18 protein-coding genes are annotated in these 23,563 nt (G+C 65.1%); 11 read left to right on the forward strand and 7 right to left on the reverse strand.

All coding sequences use genetic code 11. The features are described from left to right. Positions 1 to 238: 238 nt before the first annotated feature. Positions 239 to 2,848 carry an autotransporter domain-containing protein gene (locus ABIA42_RS27765; protein WP_370119147.1) on the forward strand — a complete coding sequence of 870 codons (2,610 nt, stop codon included), beginning with the start codon at positions 239 to 241 and terminating at the stop codon, positions 2,846 to 2,848. Positions 2,849 to 2,850: 2 nt separating this feature from the next. Here ABIA42_RS27765 and ABIA42_RS27770 read toward each other — a convergent pair whose 3' ends face one another. Further along, the gene (locus ABIA42_RS27770) at positions 2,851 to 2,994 is read right to left on the reverse strand and encodes a hypothetical protein (protein ID WP_370124101.1); all 144 of its coding nucleotides are present in this window, start codon (positions 2,992 to 2,994) and stop codon (positions 2,851 to 2,853) included. A 91-nt stretch (positions 2,995 to 3,085) separates the two neighbouring features. On the opposite strand from ABIA42_RS27770, the gene ABIA42_RS27775 reads away from it, so the two are divergent. Then, on the forward strand, positions 3,086 to 3,343 hold the full coding sequence (locus ABIA42_RS27775; protein ID WP_028180458.1) for a hypothetical protein: 258 nt from the start codon (positions 3,086 to 3,088) through the stop codon (positions 3,341 to 3,343). Between the two features lie 115 nt (positions 3,344 to 3,458). Here the strand turns inward: ABIA42_RS27775 and ABIA42_RS27780 are convergent, their stop codons facing one another. Further along, on the reverse strand, positions 3,459 to 3,980 hold the full coding sequence (locus tag ABIA42_RS27780; protein ID WP_370119145.1) for a transposase: 522 nt from the start codon (positions 3,978 to 3,980) through the stop codon (positions 3,459 to 3,461). Positions 3,981 to 4,080: 100 nt separating this feature from the next. Further along, a complete protein-coding gene (locus tag ABIA42_RS27785; RefSeq protein WP_370119142.1) occupies positions 4,081 to 5,016 on the reverse strand; it encodes a LysR family transcriptional regulator in 936 nt (311 codons plus the stop codon). Positions 5,017 to 5,187: 171 nt separating this feature from the next. On the opposite strand from ABIA42_RS27785, the gene ABIA42_RS27790 reads away from it, so the two are divergent. Then, positions 5,188 to 5,886 (forward strand): pirin family protein, encoded by a 699-nt coding sequence (locus ABIA42_RS27790; protein WP_370119139.1) that lies wholly within the window; start codon positions 5,188 to 5,190, stop codon positions 5,884 to 5,886. Between the two features lie 131 nt (positions 5,887 to 6,017). After that, positions 6,018 to 6,617, forward strand: a complete 600-nt coding sequence (gene wrbA / locus ABIA42_RS27795; RefSeq protein WP_271531869.1) for an NAD(P)H:quinone oxidoreductase — start codon at positions 6,018 to 6,020, stop codon at positions 6,615 to 6,617. Between the two features lie 288 nt (positions 6,618 to 6,905). Here wrbA and ABIA42_RS27800 read toward each other — a convergent pair whose 3' ends face one another. Together ABIA42_RS27800 and ABIA42_RS27805 are read right to left on the reverse strand one after the other, a co-directional pair. Next, entirely contained in the window at positions 6,906 to 8,051 is a 1,146-nt protein-coding gene (locus tag ABIA42_RS27800) for a GNAT family N-acetyltransferase (RefSeq protein ID WP_370119136.1), read from the reverse strand. Between the two features lie 119 nt (positions 8,052 to 8,170). Beyond that, on the reverse strand, positions 8,171 to 9,523 hold the full coding sequence (locus ABIA42_RS27805) for an O-antigen ligase family protein (protein ID WP_370119133.1): 1,353 nt from the start codon (positions 9,521 to 9,523) through the stop codon (positions 8,171 to 8,173). A gap of 318 nt (positions 9,524 to 9,841) precedes the next feature. Here ABIA42_RS27805 and ABIA42_RS27810 point away from each other — a divergent pair, with 318 nt between their 5' ends. Next, positions 9,842 to 10,825, forward strand: a complete 984-nt coding sequence (locus ABIA42_RS27810) for a glycosyltransferase (RefSeq protein WP_370119130.1) — start codon at positions 9,842 to 9,844, stop codon at positions 10,823 to 10,825. A 15-nt stretch (positions 10,826 to 10,840) separates the two neighbouring features. On the opposite strand, the gene ABIA42_RS27815 is transcribed toward ABIA42_RS27810, so the two are convergent. Continuing rightward, positions 10,841 to 11,869: a glycosyltransferase family 2 protein gene (locus tag ABIA42_RS27815; protein WP_271531859.1), complete on the reverse strand. Its 1,029-nt coding sequence runs from the start codon at positions 11,867 to 11,869 to the stop codon at positions 10,841 to 10,843. Between the two features lie 408 nt (positions 11,870 to 12,277). Here ABIA42_RS27815 and ABIA42_RS27820 point away from each other — a divergent pair, with 408 nt between their 5' ends. The 5 genes from ABIA42_RS27820 (at position 12,278) to ABIA42_RS27840 (ending at position 18,119) form a co-directional block, all read left to right on the forward strand. Then, on the forward strand, positions 12,278 to 13,078 hold the full coding sequence (locus ABIA42_RS27820; RefSeq protein ID WP_271531857.1) for a methyltransferase: 801 nt from the start codon (positions 12,278 to 12,280) through the stop codon (positions 13,076 to 13,078). A gap of 291 nt (positions 13,079 to 13,369) precedes the next feature. Beyond that, entirely contained in the window at positions 13,370 to 15,742 is a 2,373-nt protein-coding gene (locus ABIA42_RS27825) for a Wzz/FepE/Etk N-terminal domain-containing protein (RefSeq protein WP_370143677.1), read from the forward strand. Next, the gene (locus ABIA42_RS27830) at positions 15,735 to 16,538 is read left to right on the forward strand and encodes a WecB/TagA/CpsF family glycosyltransferase (protein WP_370119126.1); all 804 of its coding nucleotides are present in this window, start codon (positions 15,735 to 15,737) and stop codon (positions 16,536 to 16,538) included. The genes ABIA42_RS27825 and ABIA42_RS27830 overlap by 8 nt, the downstream gene beginning before the upstream one ends. 19 nt (positions 16,539 to 16,557) lie before the next feature. Further along, positions 16,558 to 17,553 (forward strand): UDP-glucose 4-epimerase GalE, encoded by a 996-nt coding sequence (gene galE / locus ABIA42_RS27835; RefSeq protein WP_370157175.1) that lies wholly within the window; start codon positions 16,558 to 16,560, stop codon positions 17,551 to 17,553. Between the two features lie 224 nt (positions 17,554 to 17,777). Continuing rightward, positions 17,778 to 18,119, forward strand: coding sequence for a hypothetical protein (locus tag ABIA42_RS27840; protein ID WP_370119123.1), 342 nt, complete (start codon positions 17,778 to 17,780; stop codon positions 18,117 to 18,119). On the opposite strand, the gene ABIA42_RS27845 is transcribed toward ABIA42_RS27840, so the two are convergent. After that, on the reverse strand, positions 18,093 to 22,208 hold the full coding sequence (locus tag ABIA42_RS27845) for a GAF domain-containing protein (protein WP_370119122.1): 4,116 nt from the start codon (positions 22,206 to 22,208) through the stop codon (positions 18,093 to 18,095). The genes ABIA42_RS27840 and ABIA42_RS27845 overlap by 27 nt on opposite strands. Positions 22,209 to 22,503: 295 nt before the next feature. Here ABIA42_RS27845 and ABIA42_RS27850 point away from each other — a divergent pair, with 295 nt between their 5' ends. Continuing rightward, entirely contained in the window at positions 22,504 to 23,556 is a 1,053-nt protein-coding gene (locus tag ABIA42_RS27850; protein ID WP_370119119.1) for an Ldh family oxidoreductase, read from the forward strand. The last annotated feature ends 7 nt before the right edge of the window (positions 23,557 to 23,563 follow it).

A 23,563-nucleotide genomic window follows, 5' to 3' on the forward strand; every position in this document is an offset into this window, starting at 1 on the left:
TTTGTTGCAGCGCGCAACACGCTTCAAGTGAGGTTGCGCCTCAGGCCAATTGAATTTGCGCTTTAGTCCACTTCCTGTGGCGACGCGCCGCCCCGCTGGCGGCACAGTCCGTGGCATCGCCGCAACAGGGGTGGCGCAAACCCGCGTCTTGCGCCTTTCGCCATAAGGCATTTCGCATAGCGCCAAGAATCGCGACGACGTCCCCGCTAGCAATTGTGCTGGAATGAGGGAATCGTCGATGTCGACTGCAATACCGACCTGCGCACATAACACCACAAGGGCCTCTGCCCTGCGCAACAAGCTGCTCGTCACCACCGCGCTGGCGCTGGTCTCGCTTCTTGTCGTGATCCCCGGTCAGGCTCTCGCCGCCTGCACCGTGGCCGGCACCGGCACGATCGGCGCGCTCAATTCGGGCGACGTGGCGACCTGCACCGGCGTCGGCAACACCGATCACATCAACGCCACTGGCAGCAGCAACGTCACGGTCAACGTCGGCGACGGCACGACGACGTCGCTGCTGCCGGGCGCAGGCATACCTGCGGTCGTTTTCGACGGCACCATCGGCTCGCGCATCACCGTCAATAATCAGGCGACAGCCTCGACCCACAGCGGAGCGGTTCTGCTCTCCAACGGATCGATCCACAACAATGTGACGGTCGCGGCCGGTGGGATCGCGGAGGGTACGGGCAATGCCGAAGCAGCAATCGTGATCGACAATTCGAACGACAATCTCGTCAACATTCGCGGGACGGCCGTCGGCACCGGAGGAAACACGACGGGACTCCGGATCATGGGGACGTCGAGCGGCAATGCCGTCCTCGTCTATGACAGCGGATCGATCGGCGGCGACCATACCGGCGTACAATTCATCGCCGGCGGCAATACACTCATCAATGGCGGCACGATCTCCGGCGGCTTCTTCATCGCCATCCAGGGCTCTTCCGGCAGCGACACCATCTTCAACTCCGGCACCATCTCGGGCGGCGGCAGCGGAGCGATCCAGCTGAATGGGGGCGATGATCTGCTCGGCCTCGCTCCGGGCGCGACGATCACCGGGAATGTTCGCGGCGGGAGCGGTACCGACACGCTGAACCTCGGCAGCGTTGGCAGCGCCTCGTTCGACCTCGGCAATCTCGGCCCCGGCCTGCAATATGACGAGTTCGAGCAACTGAAAAAGAACGGCAACTCCGTCTGGACGCTGACCGGCACCACCGCCTTCAACGGCGCAACGACGGTGGACGCGGGCGGCCTGATCGTGAACGGCACATTGCCCTCGGTCGTCACGATCAATGGCGGCTATCTAGGCGGCACCGGCACGGTCGGCGGCATCGCCGTCAACAATGCCGGCATGGTCGCCCCCGGCAACTCGATCGGGACGCTCAACGTCAATGGCAACGTCACCTTCAACCCCGGCTCGACCTTCCAGGTCGAGATCAATGCTGCCGGCCAGTCCGACAGGATCGCAGCGACCGGGACAGCGACGCTCAACGGCGGCACGGTGCAGATCGTGCCGCTCGGCGCGGGCTTCATCGCCAACACCCAGTATACGATCCTGACCGCGACGGGCGGCGTCAGCGGCAGTTTCGCCAACCTCACGACCTTGGGCAGCCCGCTGGTTTCGGGCCAGCTCAGCTACGACGTCAACAGCGTCTATTTCATCCTTCAGCAGATTGGTGGCTTCGGCACGCTGTCGGGCCTGTCGCCGAACCAGGCCGCGGTGGCCGGCGCGTTGGACCAGGCACAGCTCGGCGGCGCATCGGGGACGCTGACCACGGCGATCAACACGCTCGCCGCACTCAATGCGTCCGGCATCAGGGTCGGCCTCGATGATCTTGCCGGTCAAGTTCACTCCGATGGACGCCGTTTCGTTGCCGATCAGGCCGACATGTTCCAGACCTTCATGTGGAATGCGGGCACGCAGTCGCGCGGCGAAACCCTGCGCATGTCGGCCACCGCCTACGCCCCGGAGCCGGCGGATCCGATCGGCAAGGCCCTCGTTGGCCGGCGCACCAGGCCGGCGCAGAGCATCTGGTTCGGCGGCTACGGCAATTGGGACCAGGTGGCGGCGAGCGGCATTGCCTTCGGCACGAACACGACCGTTGCGGGCGCAGCGCTCGGCGCCGATCTCTGGCACATGCCTGGCTTCACGGCAGGCGTTGCGGTCGGCGCATCGACCGGCCAGCTGCGGATGGCCGGCCGTGCCGACCGGATCGACGCCAATGCCGGCCATGTGGGCTTCTACGCGCGCGGCGAGAGGGGCGGCTTCAATCTCGCATCCGCCATCAGCTATTCCTTCGCGGCGCTCGAATCCTCTCGCTCGATCGCGCTCCTCGGCGAAACTGCGACCGCCTCCTCGCGGGCGAACACCTTTGCCGCCTCGCTCGGCATCGCACGCCCCTTTGCGACCGGATGGGGATTCACGGCGGAGCCGTTCGCCAAGGCCGACTGGTACTCGACACGGCAAGGCAGTCTATCCGAAACGGGTGCACCGGGCGTAAACCAGCTGGTGCAGGCCGGCAGCTTCGACGTTGCCTATGGCACAGCAGGCCTGCGCACCCATCACCAAGCGATGATGCCGAACGGCCAGACGGCACAATTCGGCGCGACCCTCGCCGTCCGCCACGAATTTACCGGCAGCGCGGCGTCCACCACGGCGGCCCTGGAGGGGGCCCCCGGCATTCCCTTCGCGATCACCGGCGTCGAACGCGCGCGGACGGTCGCGCTCACCGGCGCGGAGATCCGGTGGGATCTCACGACTGCGACCTCATTCAAGGCGTCCTACGAGGGCGCGTTTGCGCCGGGATATGACCGGCACACGGTGCGCGGCGTGCTGCGCACCGGGTTCTAGGACTACTCCACCTTGCCGATCTTCTGAACTGCCGCGATCAGACGCGCGCTGCCGGCCGCGATGAACTGAGCCAGGGACTGCGCATCCTGATATTGCGTCCAGTCATGAAGATTCGTTTCGCTCCAGCCTGGCGCGGCGATGGGCAAGAAGCGAGATGTTTACGACACGGTAACCATATTCGGGGGAGCCAGGAACGCCTCCCGGGGACCCGCTGTTGCCCTCCCGAGGGAGTGAGCGATGCGAAATGTTGGAACCATCGACCTCGCGTTGGACGAGATGCTGGTGAATCTCGCCGCGATCGTCTTGCGGCTTTCAAAGCCCGAGCTGACGCGAACACCGGAAGCGCGGCGCGCGCTGGCGCAATCCGTCCATCAATATGCGGTGTGCGCGAAGCGTTCGAACGACCCTCGCGTTCACGAATTGAAGTCGCAGCTGGAAGAAACGCTGAAGCCGAGCTTGCGCATCGTCGCGATCGACGGCGTGGAGGTATCGTAGTTCAGGTGGTGGGCACGCTTCGCTTTGCCGACCCGACGAGAGTTGTTCAGGAGGATTGACGAGCGGGATCTCGTAGGGTGGGCAAAGGCGCGCTCTTTGCGCGCCGTGCCCACCATCATTCTCCGAACTGCCCCGCGATATCCTGCATATCCCCTCCCCAATCCGCGGGAAGAATGCCCTGCTCCACATATCGATGGAAGCTGCTGAAGGACCAATCGCGCACACGCGTGACGAGGCCATGCTTCACGGGGTTGAAGTGAGTATAGGCAACATGGCGCTCCAGGTCTGCATCGTCGCGAATTGCGTGCTCCCAGTAGCGGCGCTGCCAAATACCCTTCTCGCGCTTCCTCAGTTTACTTGTCGACCGCTCGCCAGCCTCCAGGCCGCGCGAAAAACCACCTTTGATCAGATTCCACCTGGATGAAAAGTCGGCGTCATCCTCCGGCAGCGTCCAGATCGCGTGCAGGTGGTCAGGGAGAAGGCAGATCGCGACAGTCTCGAACGGGCGACGTTGCTGAACAGTTCGGTAGATGCGTCTCAGTCGATCAACGTGATCAACAAGCAGCGTGCTCGAACGGTCGGCAAGGACAACGGTGAAGAAGAATGTTCGGCCTCTTGCTCTACGGTATTGGGGCATTTGCATTCTTCTCGATGAAGATGGTGGGCACGGCGCAAGAGCGCCTTTGCCCACCCTACGACTTACGACGAAGCAATCGAGGTCGTTGAAGGTGCTCGTTCTACGACGCCTTCGCCTTTCCGCGCGTCCGCCGCTTACAGATGCTGGGCAGCTCCGCCGCCAGGAAATCGCCGAGCGCCTCGACCCGGGCGGGACGCGGGCCGCCGGGCGGCGTCACCAGGTGCACGGCGCCTTCGGCCTGCGTCCAGTCCTTCAGGATGACTTCGACCTCGCCGGAGGAAATGGCTTCGCCGACGATGAATTCAGGCAGCTCGGCGATGCCGAGGCCGGCGATCAGTGCCGGCATCACGGCTTCCCCGTTGTTGACGCGAAGCTGGCCTCCCGGGCGCACGCTGGCCTGCTCGCCGGCCGAATTGGTGTAGTGCCAGACGTTCGGCGTCGAGAGATAGGCGTAGCTGAAGCACTTGTGCTGGGCGAGATGCATCGGATGCGTCGGCCTGCCGTGGCGCTTCAGATACGACGGCGCGGCGACCGTGTAGCGTGGCATGGTGAAGAGCCGCCGCGCGATCAGCGAAGAGTCCGGCAGCCGCGCGATCCGCACCGCCATGTCGAAACCCTCGCCGATCAGATCGACGGTCGCATCGCTCAGATGCAGATCAACCGAGACTTCCGGATAGGCTTCGAAGAACTCCGGCAGCAGCGGCGCCACGGCCTTGATGCCGAACGTCATGGGGACGGCGAGCCGCACCAGCCCGCGCGGCGCCACCGATTGCGCCAGCGCCTCATTCTCCGCCGCCTCGCCGTCGGCCAGCAGCCGCGTCGCGCGATCGGCGAGCTTGTGCCCGGCATCGGTCAGCGCGAGCCGGCGCGAGGTGCGGTTGAACAGGCGCGCGCCGAGCCGCTCCTCCAGCCGGATCACCGCCTTCGAAACCGTCGCCTTGGACATCGCCAGCTCGCCCGCAGCCCCCGCAAACGACCGCAATTCCACGACTTTCGCGAAAATCGCGAGCGCTTCGAAATCGGGGAGTTTTGCCATGCGAGCGGCCTCACGAGGACGGAAAGGGAAACAATGAGTTTCGACAGTTTCTATTTCTATACCACATAGACGGGCTTATCCAAGGGTCATCGGAAATTCAGGACTCGATGTCGATGGCGGGTTTCGGCGCTGATCGGAACCGCGGCCCATTCACGTCAGGGAATTGCACAGATGATCGAACTCAGACCTTTCGCAAAGCTCGGCGGCGCCGATCACGGCTGGCTCAAGGCCAAGCATCATTTCTCCTTCGCCAGCCACTATGACCCGAACAACATGGGCCATGGCGCCTTGCGGGTGTGGAATGACGACGAGATCGCACCGAACACCGGCTTTCCCGCCCACCCCCACGCCAACATGGAAATCATCACCTATGTGCGCGAGGGCGCAATCACTCATCAGGACAGCCTCGGCAACGAGGGCCGGACCGAGGCGGGCGACGTGCAGGTGATGAGCGCCGGCAGCGGCATCCGTCACTCCGAATACAATCTCGAGCCGACCAGGACGCGGATCTTCCAGATCTGGATCGAGCCGACCACGCGAGGCGGCCAGCCGACCTGGGGCTCCAAACCGTTCCCGAAGGCGGACCGCTCCGGCAAGCTCGTCACCATTGCGAGCGGCTTCGAGGACGATGCGGAAGCACTGCCGATCCGCGCCGATGCGCGGGTGCTCGCCACCACGCTGAAGGCCGGCGAGAGCGCCGAGTACGAGCCACAGCAGTCGCGGCACCTCTACCTTGTGCCCGCGGCGGGTTCCGTCGAGGTGAACGGCGTCCGCGTCAATGCCCGCGACGGCGCCGCGATCCGCGACGAGGCCAAGCTGAAGATCACGGCGCTCGAAGACTCCGAGCTCGTGCTCGTCGACGCGGCGTAACCATCTCTCATGGCCGGGCTTGTCCCGGCCATCCACGCCGATCCGCGTCGAACAAGAACGTGGATGCCCGGACGAGCCCGGGCATGACGTCCCCAACAGCCAGCCGTCAACCCCACCCAACGGAGACTACCATGACCAAAGTTCTCGTCCTCTATTACTCCGCCTATGGCCATATCGAAGCCATGGCGAATGCCGTCGCCGAAGGCGCGCGCGAAGCCGGCGCCACCGTCGACATCAAGCGCGTGCCGGAGCTGGTGCCGGCCGAGGTCGCGAAGGCCTCGCACTACAAGCTCGACCAGGCCGCGCCGGTCGCTAGAATCGAGGATCTCGCGAACTACGACGCGATCATCGTCGGCACCGGCACCCGCTTCGGCCGGATGGCCTCACAGATGGCGAACTTCCTCGACCAGGCCGGCGGGCTCTGGGCCAAGGGCGCGCTGCACGGCAAGGTCGGCGGCGCCTTCACCTCCACCGCGACCCAGCACGGCGGCCAGGAGACCACGTTGTTCTCGATCATCACCAACCTGCTGCATTTCGGCATGGTGGTGGTTGGCATGAACTACGGCTTCGCCGGCCAGATGAAGCTCGACGAGGTCACGGGCGGGGCACCCTACGGCGCCACCACCATCACGGGCGGCGATGGCAGCCGTCAGCCCAGCGCCAACGAGCTCGCCGGCGCACGCTATCAGGGCCGCCAGATCGCGGAGACCGCCAAGAAGCTGCACGGCTGAGCCTCGCAGTTCAGCTTACGACCGACTGCATGGCTGATGCGACTCGGGCGGCATTCTCATTCGAGGATGCCGCCCCATCTATGACCGGAATACTCCACAAAGAACGATACGAATGGCCTTCGAACTCTTGTTGATCGCGCAGATGATCCGCAAGCCCGCACAAGCACTCGCGCGTCGCTGGTATTGTCGCAGCCTGTTCCGCGCCTCGCGCGGCCGGCTTCGCTGCGCCAGTTGCGCAGGATCGTAAGGCTGTTCGAACGACGCGAACGCTGCACCCTGCAGCACTCTTTATCGAATTCCCTTGCCCATCGCCCGCGCCGCGATGGCGGCGAGCCTCGGATAGCGGCGCAGGCCCTGCGCGGCGTGGTCGCGCCACGCGTAGGGCAAACCGCGCCAGGACAGCGCCACGCTGACATCGGTCAGCAGCACTTTTTCGGCGCCGAAGCGCCGCTTGTAGTCCTGGTTGCCGATGCTGAGGTCGAAACGGCGGATGCCTTGCGCATGCAGCGCGGCCATGGTGCGCTCGGTGACGAGCAGACCCGGCGAACAGCTCGACCATGCATCGCTGGCATGACTGATGCGCAGCAGGATATAGGTCGCGCCATGCTTGACGCCGAGCGCGGTGGCGACGACGCCCTCGTCGCACACAAGCGCCGAGACAATGGCATAACCTTCCGCGACGCCCTGGCGAACGACCTCGCGATAGAACCGCGCATGGGTCTCGTCGTTGAGGACGAAGGGCGAGCCGAGCTTTTGCATGCGCGCCTGCTGCTGCACATCCATCACGTCCAGCAGTTCATGCGCACGCGCGACATCCGCGGCGATCTCGAATCGCGCGCCGGCATGGCGGCTGAAGACTCGCCAGCAGCGCGGCATCTGCAGGCGCTTGATCGCGGCCTGGTAGTCGCGATAGTCATCGCCCATCAGCACGAGATTGCCATTGAGCGAGGAGGATCCGATCCGCCCGAGCGACACTAGCGGATTGGGCTTGCCTCCGACCTGCGCCGGCATCTTCCTCAGGCGGAGCAGATCGAAGCGGTCGGGCAACGCGCGCAAAGCGTCGATCAGCGCCTCGTTGATCGCATCCGTCGCCTCTGCATCCAACGCAGCATCGAGCGCCAGGATCGGCGCATTGTTGTCGGAGACCCCGAGGTCTGCGAACTCGACGATACGGATGCCACGCCTGATATGGCTGATCATCGGCACGATCGCGATGTCCTTGCCGGTGGCGACATCGAAGATCACGGCGATCAGCGGGGAGACGTCGCGAAACGCCTCGTACCAGGCGTCGAGCCAGTAGACATGCTGGAACGCGGTGCGGTGCCCGGTGCTCAGGCGCGAGGCCACGTGCCGCCAGTCGCGCGCGAAATCGATTGCGATTCCCGACGTGCTGGACACCTGGCCGTCTAGTTGCTCGACGCTGAGAAACGTCATTCCGCTGGACATACGACTACTGAATGTTTCCCGATAGATTATGTTTTGCTGCAGACCACAAGCAACCTCGCCGCTTATCGTTAAGCCGGTGTCACCGGCGGCTTGGCTGCGACAAGCTGTCAGCGTTTCGGTTCTATCTGCTCTACGCATTGGAACCTTGCCAGGAAGTGCAGGCCGGCCACGGCAAGCGCGAACATGAACCAGATCGGATTCTGCCGGTCGAGCAGGAAGGTCTCGGTGGCCCCGTAGTACAGGCCGAACAACCACACGGTGAGGAACAGCTTGGCCAGTGCGCCGCTGCGGCTGTGAACCTGGGCCGCCTGGAAATTGCCGAGCGGTGCGAGCACAAAGACGAGAACGACCAGCAGCAGGCCCGGCAGACCGATTGTGACCGCGAGATCGAGATAGCTGTTGTGGCTGTGCGCCGCAGTGGTTGCCCATTCGGCACCTTGCGCGGTCTGCCGTGCCGTCACGTCGTCCCAGAACGCCGCATAGCCGTGGCCGATGATCGGCTTCTCCGCGACGGCCGCGAGCGCGAACTCCCAGATCGCGGAGCGCCCGGTGAAGGTGGGATCGAGCGGAAGCAGCCGCGTCATCGCCCCGAGCGCCGGGCTGAGAACGCTGCCGACCGTCAACAGGTTCATCAGGATCAGCGGCACGAAGCAGATGATCCGCTTCAGCCACAGGCCCGGCGTGACATAGACCAGGGAGGCGAGAGCGTAGATCGCAAGGCACAGCACCGAGGACGTCTTGCCGCCGGTGAAGATCAGGAAGATGCCGGCCAGCGCTGCGACCGCCGGCCCCATCACGAACGAGCCCACGGCGGACAGGTAGATGCCGACATAGACCAGGATCGTCATCACGGGCGAAGCGATGTTCTTGTGGGCAAAGCTGCCGCGCCAGTCGCCGGCAAGTTGCGGTTCGGTGATGTCGAGGGCCGTGTGGATCGAGTATTGCGGAGCGAGGAAGACGCCGAGATAGCAGAGCGCGAGCAGCACGAGCGCGGCGATACCCAGGCAAAGGTTGAAGCTGCGCTGCGTCGGCGGCAGCAAGGGCAGCAAGACGGCGAGCGACGTCACGCTGGCCGCGAGCACGAACCGCTGGAGCGAAACGCCGCGGTTCTCGGAGAAAGCGATGTTGATCAGCAGCCAGCCGACGAGGCAGAGGTGCAACGGCGTCACCAGGGTCCTCAGCGACGGAGCGTCGGTGGCGGCGGCGAGCAGAACCGCGACCGCGGCCAGGAGGCCGAAGGAGATGTAAGTCAGTGTCATGCGTCCGCCGACGACGGTGACGAGGTCGGGATTGCGCAGGTCCGGGAAGGGATCGAGCGTGACCAGCACCAGTAGCAGCGCCGCGACGGCGACGAGGCAGCGCGCCGCGTGCGCAGCATTCAGCCTCGCGAGCCCATCGCGCAGGACGTGGCCGAACGACCGGGTCTCGACGTCGGCGATGTCAGCGGCGCTGCGATCCAAGCTGCAATCCATGGGCAGGTGGTGGGGCCGGGGAAGCTCCAAGTTCTAGCTCATCCCCGTTAACCATTCGTCAACCAGCATCGCGACGATGGCGGACACGGGTGCAGCCGAACTGCGGCCGCACTCTTCCAGATTTGGTACCGGCTCGATGGCAACGGCTTAACGCTAATACACGAAACCGGCGCCGCGCAGACCTTCGCGGCAACGCTCCGACCGTAATGGGGATATCATCCGCAACGGCCGAGGTTGCCTATGCTGGCGTTGGCAAGCGCGGCAGATGCGCCCTGGTTAACAGTCCATTAAAAGACGAGCCGCCGCTTGATCACCGCCGACGACGTTCTCGAACTTCCGGTTGCGCCGCGCGTGCCGACAGGCCTGCGCAGCCCGCTGCCGGTGAATTCGGTCGCGGTGTCCGTCGTCATTCCCGCCAAGAACGCAGCGGCCTATCTCGGCGAAACCCTCGCGAGCGCACTGAGGCAAGGCGATGTCGGCGAGGTGATCGTCGTGGACGACGGCTCGACCGACGATACCGCGGCAATCGTCCGCGCCGTGCGCGATCCGCGGCTGCGCCTGTTGCACAACGACGCTGCCGGCGTGTCGGCGGCACGCAATCTCGGCGCCCGGCATGCGAGCGGCGATTGGCTTCTCTTCCTGGATGCCGACGACCGCTTGCGGCCCGGTGCGGTCGCGGCGCTGCTGTCGGCGGCGCGCGATGCTCCGCGCGCGATTCTCGTCTACGGCGACTACAATACGATCGATGGCGAAGGACGGCAGATCGGCCGGCGCGAGCTGTTGAAGGGACGCCGCAAGCCCTCCGGCGACGTGCTGGCGAAGCTCACGGCCGGGAACTTCATCGTCAACGGTGGCATCGTGCTCACACGTGCGGACGCTTTTCGCGCCGTCGGCGGTTTCGACGTCTCGCTCAGATATTGCGAGGACTGGCATTGCTGGTGCCGCCTTGCAGCGATCGGCGAGTTCGCATTCGCGCCGAAACTTCTGCTCGACTATCGCCTGCATACGTCAAACACGATGAACGCGGCGGTGCGAACCCCGCAGGATTTCCTGCCTGCGGTCGCGCGGGTTTTCGATGACGGGCTGATCCTGGCGAGACTCCCCGAGGGCACGGCGAGCGGATTGCGCCAGGCCGCCGAGATTCATCTCGTCACCTATTCGGCGATGCAAGCGGTTCGCTTCGGCAGATATCGCGAAGCCTTCGCCTATCTCGCGATGATCGGCCGGCTGTCGCTCAGATCGCTGCCACGCGCCGCGATCAGGGTCGCCCTCGCCCGTTTCGGCATCTAGTCCGCCGCCGCGCCATCAGGACACGATCTTCGAGGCCTCATAGGGCCTTGGCTCGAGCCCGAAGGCTGCCAGGGCGGCGCCAAGCGCAACCATCACGGGATGCATCGCGACGACTGCCTTCGACGACCTCAGCAAGGCTGTGGCGCGGACCAGCGACAGCGGCACCCGCCCAAGCATCTGCGCGAACACCCGCGCACGCGCCGCCGTGGTCTGCGCGGCCTTGTACTGCACACGATAGTTGATCGCACCGATGCGCAGGCCGCGCTTTGCGATCCAGCCCAGGCTGGTGCGGTTGTGCGGCACGGTCTCGGTGATGACGGCGTCCGCCATCCAGTGGAACAGCATGCCGGCGTCACGGCACCGCACGAAGAAATCACAATCGCCGCCGCCGAGAAAATTGAAGCGCAGGTCGAACGCGGGACGATCGAACCGTTCGAAGGCGGCACGCGTGATCAGACAATTGCCGCACCCATAGATCAGCGGCACTGCACCGCTGTAGTCATAGGCGGGACAGAAGGCGGGATGACGCGAAAGCCAGGGCTTGCTGTCGTCGTCGAAGACCGGCAGCACCGGCCCGCCGACCACGTCGGCACCGGTCGCCTCCGCAGTGCGGACCATCAGTTCGAGCCAGTCGGGTGAAGCGATCTCGTCATCGTCGATCATCAGGAAACGGGTCGCGGCGGGAAACAGCCCCTGCGCCGTCTCGAATGCGGCGTTGATCGCCTGGCAGTTCCCCTGCCGCTTCTCGACGAGGCAGACGCCCTGGAGCCGGCCATCGGCGAGATACTCAGCGGCGACCGGCGCGCTCTCGCGCCGCGCAGCGTCGTTCTCGACCATGACGACGGCAAAGGAGCGGGGTGTACGCTGGCTCGCCAGCGAGTCCAGGGTCAGCCGCAGATGCTGCGGGCGCCGGAAACAGGGAATGCAGACGACAATGCCTACCGACAGATCGATGACGCGGGAGCTCGCCACGATCTCCCGGTTGGGATCGCACACGACGTCCGAGATGCGCGTGGCGGACAGGTCTGTCGGGATCAATGTCATGACGTTCTAGATGGCCGAGATGTATTGAAAAAGCCCTGCTTCGATCGCGCGGATCGGCCTCGTGCCGCGATGGCACGTCGCTGCGGGACAGATGCGTGCCAAAATGAACGATCGGCGCGCGGCACATCCGCCACGCCATTCCGGTGATTTCCAGCAATCCCGGCACGACACCATGCACTTAACCGCCTTCGCGTGTTTCTGCCGCAAAACCTCGCACGCGTGTTAGTGCAATTCGCGGTCCAGTGCGCCGACAACGTCTCAGCATGAACAATGCCGTAGTTAACGCCTATACGCATTAACCCGACCGTAAGCACTGCGATCGGTGAGACGGCGCGGCATCGGATTTGCTCTTCGGGCGAGCGAGTCTTTTCCTGTAAATTTGAATAGAACAAGCGCGGTCAGAAAATCATGAACAAGCCAGCCACCATCGACTTCGCGACAGCCACGGCAATCAATGTCTCCGGGGCCTTACCACCCACCCAGGCGCTGCATGATCTAGTACCCGGCGAGGCCCGCGACAGCCTGCTCGCCGTCCACGACGTGCTGTGCCGCGAGCTGCCGCAAGACCGGCTCGCCATCTATGAAGCCGGCGGCGGCTCGTGCAGCGTACTGCCGCCGGAATTGCTGGGCCGCAGCAAGGTCACGGTCGTCGACATCGACGAGGACCAGGTCCGCAACAACACCTACGCCGACGAGGCGATCCTCGGCGACGTCCAGACCTACCGCTTCGGGCGCGAGACCTTCGACCTCGTGATCTGCTACAACGTGATCGAGCATCTGCCGAACGTCGACGCGGCGCTCCTGAATTTCCGTGACGCGCTCAAGCGCGGCGGGATGATCCTGATCGGCGCGCCCAATCCGCGCTCGCTCTCCGGTGTCGTCACCAAATATTCGCCGCACTGGTTTCACGTCTGGTTCTACCGGCACATCCGCGGCATCAAGGATGCCGGCCTACCCGGCGAGCCACCGTTCCCGACGTTCTTCCATCCGCTGGTGACACTGCCCCGGCTCGAAGCTTTCGCGACCGCCAACGGCCTTGAGATGATCTATCGACGTGAGGTGGAGAGCCCGCGCTACCCCGAGATGCGCCGGCGCAAGCCGTTGTTCGCGGCCCTGGTCGACGCCGGCGCCGCGGTGCTGAACGCCGTGCTGCCGCGCGGCACCGACGTCCGTCGCGGCGACTATCATGTCATCCTGCGGAAGCGCTGACGGCCATGACGCGTGCCCGGCCCATCGCTGGACGAGCGGCGGCTCGCGGCCACGCTGCGCGCGGTAACGAATCGTTAATCCCTGGAAGATCCCGGTATCGCGAGCGTCACAAGGACGCGCGTAGGGGTGGCATGCGCTTAAACGCTTTGTTTGCCATTTCCGTGAATAGTCCCTCAGCGAGTATGGTTAATTTTCCCTGTTGCGTTGATTGGGCACCCATATGCCGGGTGCGTGGCGTAAAGCGAAGAGTAACCCCTCAGCCCGCGGCAGTTGGAATGAAAGCTGGGGATCATGCTTGACTATAACCAGCCGATCGATCGGACCGGACCGGCGGCCCCGCAACGGAAGCCTCAGGCCGGCTTCAACGTGCTCGAGCTCGTCAATTTGCTCTGGCGGCGAAAGGTCGCGATCGCCGCGGCCGCCCTGCTCGGCGCGACGCTCGCGGTCGTTGCCGGCAAGAGCGTGACGCCCCGCTACACCGCCACAGCTCAGCTCTATGTCGACCCGCGCGAGCTCCAACTCGTCGATCGCGAACTCACGCCCCGCGCCCAGGACATCTCCGGCATGTCCATGGTGGTGGAGAGCCAGGCGCGCCTGATCACCTCCAACAGCGTACTGCTCCAGGTGATCCAGCGGGCAGGTCTCGACAAGGATCCGGAATTCGGAGGCGGCGACGGCAGGAGCCTGATGTCGTCGCTGCTCGGCCTGATCGGCCTGCACCCCCGCGCGCCGTCCGCCGCGGAGAAGAATGAAGTGCAGCTTGCTGCGCTCGACGCATTGAACAAGCACATCACCGTCCGAAAGACCGAGAAGAGCTTCATCGTCGACATCGAGGTCTGGTCGACGGATCCCGCGAAAGCGGCGATGCTGGCCAACACGCTGACCAATGCCTACCTCGCCGAATCCCGCAACTCGCAGGCATCGGCGGCACGGCGCGCCACCAACGATCTCTCCAGCCGCCTGAAGGAGCTGCGCGAGCGGCTGCGCAACGCCGAGACTGCGCTTGCCACCTACAAGGCCCAGAACAATTTCGTCGGCACCCAGGATGCGCTGATCAGCGACCAGCAACTCTCCACCAGCAACCAGCGGCTTTCCGCGGCCCGTGCGGCGACGATGGATGCGCAGGCACGGCTCGATCAGATCGAGGCGAGCCGGCGCGCGGCCACGGATGCAGGTGCGATCCCCGAGGCGCTGCAATCGCCGACGATCGCGAATCTGCGCGCGCAATATGCCGATGCCCGCAAGAAGTATGCGGAGCAGGCCGGCGAGCTCGGGCCGCGCCATCCGGCGCTGCGCCAGACCGAGAAGCAGGTCGAGGACCTCAAGCGTACCATCAACGAAGAGATCGACCGCTTCGCCCAGTCCGCCAAGAACGATTTGACGCGCGCCCGCGATTTCGAAGCCTCGCTCAACCGGGCGCTGGAGGCCCAGAAGCGGCAGAGTGTCCAGCTCAGCCAGGCCGCCGTGCGCCTGCGCGAGCTCGAGCGCGAAGCCGATGCCAGCCGTGACGTCTATCAGTCCTTTCTCAAGCGCTCCCGCGAGACCGAGGAACAGGAGAGCCTGAACACGTCGGCGGCCCGCGTCATCGGCGAGGCGACGGTGCCGCAGCGGCGCTCGTTCCCGCCCGCGATGAGCTTGTTCGCCATGATCGGCTTCATCTTCGGGGCGATCGCGGCCTCGAGCTGGTTCGTCGCGGTCGAGTTGCTATTCACCGGCGCGATCGCACCAGCGCCGGCGCCTGCCCGTCCACAGCGCGCGCCGGCGCCGGATGCAGTGCGGGCTCCGCAGCGCGCGCCTCCGCCGGAGGCTTCGCCGCCTCAGCCGGCCTCGCGAGTTCCGGAAGTCGAACAGATTCCGCCGGAACTTGTCGCGCCCCCGCTCCAGCCCTCGATGGTCGAAAAGCCCGTGATCGAGAAGCCGCTGATCGCACGCTTCCAGGAAGCCGACGTCATCCACACGCTCGGCGCCATACTCGCAACGGGCGGCGGCGTCGACCTCACGCGGCTGGGTTGGCCAACGCTCCGCCCCGGCTTTCCCCTGACGACACTGCTCAACGCCTGGCGTGACATGCGCGCGGCGGTCGTCCGGCGCGCCGGCGGCAAGGCGATGCCGGTCATCGCGCTTGTCGGTGCCGGCGAGACCACCGGACGTAGCGTGACCACGCTGAATTTCGCGCTGGCCGCCGCCCGCGACGGCGCCCGCGTGCTGATGATCGATGCCGACCATCAGGCACGCTCGCTCTCGAACAAGGTCAGCCGTCCCAGCAAGAGCGAACCGAGCAGGCTCGGATGGCTCTCGATCGGCAGCAAGGACGCACGCGAGATCAAGACGGTCAACGGCATCTCGGTGCTGCCCGCCGCGGAGGGCGATGCCGACAAGGCTGCCGCCGCGATCCGCAAGGCGATTGCGCAGGCCCGTTCCGCCGGCGGCTATGATCTCGTGATCCTCGACGGCCCGGCGATGCCGCTCTCGGCCGGCGGCCGCAAGCTGCTTGACGACACCGACTCGCTGGTGGCCGTGCTGCCGACCAGCCTCGACGTCAACGACAGCCTGGAAGAGATCCTGGCCGCGCTCGGCCCCGCCGAGCGCAAGCTCGTCGGCGTCGTGCTCGACGAGTTCACCCCTGCAATCCAAACGCGCCATCGAGGCAGACAATATGCTTGAGCGCCGTGTCAACCTCGACGGACGGGCAGCGACTGCCGAGGTGCCGAGAATCACCGTGGGCGGGCTTCGCATGGCCGCGCTCGACCTGGAAGCCACCGCCGATTTCATGATCGAGGCGACCGATCCTGACAGTCGCATCGGCCGTCCGCTGTTCCTGACCTCGGCGAATGGCGAGGTGCTGGCCCGCTGCTCGACCGAGCCGCAGACCGAGCGGCTGTTCCGCGCCGCCGACCTGATCAACGCCGACGGTCAGCCTCTGGTCGCGGCCTCGAAGCTGCAATCCTGGTTCCCGCTGCCGGAGCGCGTTGCGACCACGGACCTGTTTCATATCGTTGCGCGCAAGGCTGAGGCCGTCGGCCGCACGTTCTACATGTTCGGCGCAAGCGAAGCCGAGAACGCCGCCGCGGTCGACAACGTCCAGAAGATGTATCCCAGGCTCAAAATCGTCGGACGCAGCCACGGCTATCTGCGAGGCGAGGCGCTGCGTGCCAAGGTCGAGGAGATCAATGCCCTTGCACCGGACTATTTGTGGGTCGCCCTCGGCGTGCCCAACGAGCAGGCATTCGTAAGAGAATTCACGCCGCATCTCACCAATGTTGGCGTCATCAAGACGTCCGGCGGACTGTTCAATTTCCTGTCAGGCAGCCGTTCCCGCGCGCCGCAATGGATGCAGAAGATCGGACTCGAATGGGCCTGGCGCACCTTGCTGGAGCCACGCCGTCTGCTCTGGCGCTATTTGACCACCAACCCCCGCGCGCTCTATCTTCTGTTCAGCCGCAACCGCCCCGTCCGCTAGAAGAAGAGCAGAAGACGACATGACCGACCAACCGACCGTCCTCGTCACCGGGGGTGCGGGCTACATTGGCTCGCATGCGTGCCGCGCATTGACCGCCGCCGGCTATCAGCCCGTCGTTTATGACAATCTCTCGACAGGTCATCGCAGCTTCGTCTCCGGCCCACTGGTGACGGGCGATCTGCTCGATGGCGCGGCGCTGGCGCGCGCCTTCGCCGACCACAAGGTCACGGCGGTGATGCACTTCGCGGCGGCGAGTCTCGTCGGGGAGTCCATGACCGACCCGCAGAAATACTACATCAACAACGTCCAGGGCACGTTGTCGCTGTTGCAGGCCATGCGCAACGCGGGCTGCCATCGCATCGTGTTCTCCTCGACCGGCGCCGTCTACGGCAACGCCGATTCCAAGGCGCTGCCGGAAGACTTCCCCTGCGCGCCGATCAATCCGTACGGCGCATCGAAGCTGATGATCGAGCGCATGCTCGCCGACTACCGCACCGCCTATGGCTTCGGTGCGTTCTGCCTGCGCTATTTCAATGCCAGCGGCGCCGATCCGGCCGGCGGGATCGGCGAGCTGCGCGACAACGAAACCCATCTCATTCCACGTGCGATGATGGCGCTGCAGGGCCATGTCGACTTCGCGGTGTTCGGCGACGACTACGACACGCCCGACGGCACTGCCATTCGCGACTACATCCACGTCACGGACCTTGCGGCCGCGCATGTCGCGGCACTGAAGCTTCTGGAACAAGGGCATGCCGGCGGCAGCTTCAATCTCGGCACCGGTTCCGGCTTCTCCGTACGCGAGATCCTCGACGCGATCAGGCAGGAGGCCGGGCGCGAGGTGCCGCACAGCGTCAAGCCGCGCCGCGCCGGCGACCCCACCTATCTGGTCGCGGATCCTTCTGCCGCGAGAAAGGTGCTGAACTTCGTGCCGCGCCCCCACTCCGATCTGCCTACGGTCATCCGCACGGCCTGGGCCTGGCACCAGAAGGCGCACCCGTTCAGATCGCGCTAGGCGACCGTATTGCAGCTTGCCGGCGGGTACCTTAAGCCGCTAAAGGGAATGAAGAGACTAGGAAAACCCGCGCCGGCCGCTTTTCCGGCCTCCGGGTACTTGTGGTATGGCCGCCGATGGAGCGGCATACGTGGCAGCGCGACGCGCCGTTCTTCAAAGCTTCAAGACCACGACCGCGTGCGCGCATCGGCCTGCTTTCAGGCGCGACAAGGAGCACGGAGCGAATGCATCAGGCCGCAAGCCTGCAATTCGAGCGCGTGGTGAACGAATTCGCCCGCTGGCTCGCCGTGCCCGAGGACGAACGGTCGCCGGCGCCCGCCTGGTGGTGGGGGCCCGCGATCGCGGTGCGCGACGCGCGCGAGCCGATGCCAAGTGCGTGGTCGTGCACGCTCGGCCTCGGCGACGGATCGACCTTTGCCGACGGGGCGTGCCTGCTTCTCGCCCTGTTCGAGGATCAGACCTCGCTGCCATGGCCGGACGATTTTCCGCGCAAGGCGGAACGCGAGGCTGAGGAGTCCCGTGAGCTGCACCCGCAACCGTCAGACGACAGCGCGTTTCAACCGTAACGCCGCGGCCTCCTCGGCGGCGGAATTCCGCTCCGGCTGGAGCGGCGGCGCGACGGGCAGCACCATCGGCCGCAGCAACTCCGCGATCTGCCGCGCCGGCAGCGGCCTGGAGATGAGGAAGCCCTGCATCTCGTCGCAGCCATGGGTCCGCAGGAACGCCTCCTGCTCGGCATTCTCGACGCCTTCGGCGACGACGGTCATGCCGAGTGCCTTGCCCATGCTGATGATCGCCTGTGCGATCGCCTGGTCCTCCGAATCGTGCGGCAGGTCGCGCACGAAGGAGCGGTCGATCTTGATGGTGTCGATCGGAAAGTGCTTCATCAGCGACATCGACGAATAGCCGGTGCCGAAATCGTCGATGGCGAGGCGGATGCCGCGGCTCTGGATGGAGTCGAGGACCTTGAGCGCACGACCGACATTGCGCATCATCATGCTCTCGGTGACCTCCAACTGGAGCAGCACGGGCGACATGCCGCTGGCGGCCAGCGCTTCGTCGACGTCCTGCAACAGATGCTCGTCGACAAACTGGCGCGGCGACAGGTTGACCGCCATCGACAGCGGCAACAGGCCGCGGCGTTGCCAGGCCATGGCTTGCGCGCAGGCCTCATTCAGCACCCAGCGGCCGATCGGCACGATCAGCCCGGTTTCCTCGGCAAGCGGAATGAATTGCGCCGGCGAGACATTGCCGAGATCGGGATGCGTCCAGCGCAGCAGCGCTTCGACCCCCGTAATCTGGCCGGTCCCCATGTCCACCTTGGGCTGGTAGTTCAGCGAGAACTGCTCGCGCTCCAGCGCGCGGCGTAGTGCGCTCTCGAGCGACAGCCGCTCGATCGACTGCGTCTTCACTTCGTTGGAGAAGAAGCGATAACCGTTCTTGCCGTCTTCCTTGGCGAGGTACATCGCCATGTCGGCGTTCTTGGTCAGCGTCTGCGCGTCGGAACCGTTGGCCGGATACATCGCGATGCCGATGGAGGCCGTAGTGTGGCACTCGTGGCCCGCCAGCTCCATCGGCTCGGCGAGCGCCGCGAGCAGCCCGGTCGCGATGCGCTGGACGTCGTCAATCTCGCCGCACTGGTCAAGGATCACCACGAACTCGTCGCCGCCGAGTCGCGCCACCACGTCGCTGGCCCGCAGCGCGCCGCGCAACCGGTGCGCCACTTCGAGCAGGAGCAGGTCGCCGGCCTCGTGACCCAGTGAATCGTTGATGACCTTGAAACGGTCGAGATCGATGAACAGCACTGCAAAGCGGTGATCGCGACGCTGCGCGGTGTCGATCGCCGCGTGCAACAGCTCGTTGAAGGTCTCGCGGTTCGGCAGGTCCGTCAGGCTGTCATGCGAGGCAAGATACTCGATCCGCTCGTCTGCCTGCTTCTTCTCGTCGGCGCGATCGAAATTCTCCATTGCGAAGGAGACGTTGTCGGCGAGGCGCTGCAACAGCTCGACGAATTCGGGCGTGAAGCTGGCCGGCTCGGTCGACATGTAGATCATGACACCGACGGCCTGATCGTGCGCGATGAGCGGAAACGCGGCGCCCGACTTCGCGCCGTCCCCGCGCACGATGGCGTGGAAGACACGGACACGATCGTCGTTGAGGTAGTCGTTGCTGATGCAGGGCTGCCGCGTCCGGAACGCCGTGCCGCTCATGCCGCGCCCTTCGGGCCGCTCGGGATCGATGGAGAGACGGACGTTGCGCGTGGTGTCGGCGGACGGGCCCGCGGCGGCTACGATCTCGAGCTGGTCCGTGCCGGCCCTCGCCAGCGCAATCGTGGTCGAGGTGAACTTGGCACCGTTCGATGCCGCAAGGCATACGAGCTCGAACAGCTCGGCACGCGACTTTGCCCGCATGATCGCCTCGTTGGTCGCGCTCAGAGCCGCGAACATGCGCGTCAGACGCTCCTTCTGCGCCTCGGTGCGGACCTTCTCCTCAGCGCGATCGAAATTGTCGAGTGCAAAGGAGACGTTCTCCGCCAGGCGCTCGAGCAGCTCGACCAGATCGGGGGTGAACGTATCCTCTTCCAGCGCGAGGAAGAGCAGAATGCCGACCGGCTTCTCTCCCGCCCTCAGAAGCGGGAAGCTCGCCGCAGCCCGTGTTCCATCCTCGATGGCCTTTGTGCGCCAGTATGCCGACCGCGGCTCGTTCAGATAGTCGTTCATGACACTGGGCCGGCGGGTTCGGAGTGAGGTGCCGATGATGCCCTGGCCCTCGGGATGGCCGGCGGAGATGTTACAGGTACGTCCAGCCATGCGCTCCCTCAGGCGCCCCTTGACCGCAACGACTTGAACGAGCTCGCGCTCTTCATCGATGATGCCGATGGTCGCCGAGGCAAAGAGATCGCCGAGCACAGCCGCCTGGCAGGCCGCCTCGAACAGCTCCTCGCGCGTTTTGGCGCGCATGATGGCTTCGTTCGTTGCGCTCAGCGCCTCGAACATGCCGCTCAGACGATCGCGCTGCTTGTCCGCTCGCGCCTTCTCGTCGGCGCGGTCGAAACTTTCGAGAGCGAAGGCGACATTGGCCTGAAGCTTGCGCAGCAACTCGACGAGCTCCGGCGTGAAGGTGCCACGCTCCGGAGAGTTGAGCAGAAAGACGCCCTCCACCCGGTCGCCGTTGAACAGCGGCAACGCCGCGGAGGATGCGATGCCGTTGCGGCGGGCGCTGGCCTGCCAGGGCGCGATGCGATCATCGGCAAGCACGTCGTTGCTGACGGCGGGCTGGCACGTGCGGAACGCCGTGCCCGTCAGTCCGCGCCCCTCGGGCACCCGGTCGGAGGTGGAGAACGTGAAGTTGCGAACCTGATCCGCATTCGGTCCGTAGCAGGCGACGACGCGCAGCAGCTCGGCCCGACGATCGACCAGCGCGATAGTGGCCGAGGTGAACTTGGCTCCCTTCGCGGTCGCCTCGCAGACGAGGTCGAACAGCTCGGACCGCGACCGCGCACGCAGGATCGCCTCGTTGGTGGCGCTGAGCGCCGCATACATTCGCGCCAGGCACTCTTCTTCCGCGGCGATTCTGGCTTTCTCGGCCTCGCGGCCGAAATTCTCGATTGCGAACGAGACGTTCTCCGCCATGCGCAGCAGCAGCGCGACGATTTCCTCGTCCTTGGCCCAGGAGCGGCTGATGAAGAACAGCAGCACGCCGACGCTCTCGCCGTATCTGATCAGCGGCGCGACGACGCAGGCGGCAACGCCGGTGTTGACGTTGGCCTGCTCCCACGGCGAGCCCCTGGTGCGGCTCGCGAGATCGTCCTCGACGATGGCCTTCTGCGTCCGGAACACTTCGCCGGAAATGCCCTTGCCATAGGGGTTCTCCGGATCGACCGAATAGCGCGCCTGGGTGACCAGTTCGAGGTTCTGTCCGGTTGCCGCGACCGGAATCATCCAGTGCGAATCCGGTTCGCGAAGCAGGACGAAGGTCGCGAGCGACTTGCCGCTGTGGACCGATGCATCGCACACGAGCTGGTACAACTCCTGCTCGGTCTTGGCGCGCAGGATGGCTTCGTTGGTAGCGCTGATGGCACCGAACATTCGGTTGAGCCGCCGTGTCGCCCGTTCACTTGCCTGCCGCGCGGTCTCGCGCGCGAAATTGTCCAGCGCGTAGGATATGTTCGCCGACATGCGCTCGAACAGCGACACCATCTGCTCGTCCAGCGAATTGGCTTCGCTACGCGTCACGTACAATACGCCGACGCTTTTGCCGTCGCAGAGCAGCGGCATCGCCGCGGCCGCACCGATGTGAGCCTTGGCGGCGCCCTCGCGCCACGCCAGCGAGCGCGGATCGTTCAAATAGTCGTTGCTGATGCACAGCTTCTGATCGCGAAAAGCCTCGCCGCCGACGCCGGATCCTTCAGGTGTGCCGGCTTCCGTCGTGATCACGATCGAGCGGAGCCGCGGAATGTCATCGCCACAGCCGGCCGCGTAGCGCAGCCGCCGGCCGTCCGGCTCCACCAGGAACACGGCAACGGCCAGAAAATCCCCGCTCGAAAATCCGGCGTCGCAGACCTTCTGGTACAGCTCGTCCGGCGATCTCGCGTAAAGGATCGCTTCATTGATGGCGCTCAACGCCGCAAAGGTGCGCGCGAGTGTCGTCGGCACGATCTCAGCTCCCGGGCATTTCTGCCTATTTCTCCCGGTGACGTTATCAGCGGCGATCGCCTAAGTGGTCGTTATTGCGCACTGCAAACCATCGATCAAAGTGAACGAGCAGCGAACGAGCAACGCAAAACTGCCGGAAACGCTACCGCGCGGGACGAATCTTCGACCAAAGGCGCGTTCTCTCTACGAATTTGCAGCCCTGTGTTGGTTTACAGGAGATTGATATCGCTGCTGCGCTTTGAGACGATGGCACCCAACGAGCAGCCTGTTACGGGCGCCAAGCCGAGGGAACGCCATGCCGATCGTCAGGGCCGATCGCCTCACGCGCATCAGCGCCGCCCTGCTCCGCGCCGCCGGAGCATCCGAGGAAGAGGCCGATGCGGTCGCTATCGGCTGCGTCAACGCCAATCTCGCCGGCCATGATTCCCACGGTGTGATCGCTGTTCCCACCTATATCGACCGCATCAAGGCCGGTCACATCGTTCCCGGCGCCAAGTGGACCATCGTCCAGGAATCCCCGACCACGACCGTGGTCGATGGCCATTGGGGCTTTGGTTTCCACGTCAACGCCAAGGCGATGGCGCTGACGATCGAGAAGGCGAAGACCGCGAACGTCGCCGCCTGCACCGTGTTCCGGCAGAGCCATGTCGGGCGCCTCGCCGCCTACCCCTTGATGGCGATGCGCGAAGGCATGATCGGGATCGCCACGGCGGACTCCGGCCGCTCGCCGAAGCACGTGGCCCCGTTCGGGGGGAGGGAGGCGCGGCTCGGCACCAACCCCATCTCGATCGCGGTGCCGTCCGATCTCGATACGCCGTTCTACCTGGACATGGCGACCTCGGCGGTTGCGGCCGGTAAGGTCCAGCTTGCTGTCGCCCGTGGCGAGGAGATTCCGACGGGGTGGATCATCGATGCCGAGGGACGGCACACCACCGATCCGACCCAATACCGCAAGGGCGGCGCGCTGCTGCCGCTTGGCGGCACCGAGGGCTACAAGGGTAGCGGCCTTGCTGCCATGGTCGAGGTGTTGTGCGGCCTGCTCACCGGCCTCGGCTTCGGCGTCGAGCCCACGGGGCGACACAATGACGGATGCTTCATGGCGGTGTTCAATGTCGCCGCGTTCCGGCCGCTGAAGGAATTCAAGCGCGAGGTCGCCGAGTTCGCGCATTACCTCAAATCGACGCCGGCATCCGAGGGCAGCAAGGGTGTCTACTATCCCGGTGAGATCGAGGGCTTGCGCGAGCAGCAGCGCCTGCGCGACGGCATCGAGATCGAGGATGCCACATGGGAAAAATTACGCGCTTTGGCGCGTGAGTACAGGCTCGACACCGTGCTCGATCTGGCCTGACGGCATC

The sequence above is a fragment of the Bradyrhizobium sp. USDA 327 genome (genome assembly GCF_041262065.1).
In the GTDB taxonomy this organism is placed as follows: domain Bacteria; phylum Pseudomonadota; class Alphaproteobacteria; order Rhizobiales; family Xanthobacteraceae; genus Bradyrhizobium; species Bradyrhizobium liaoningense.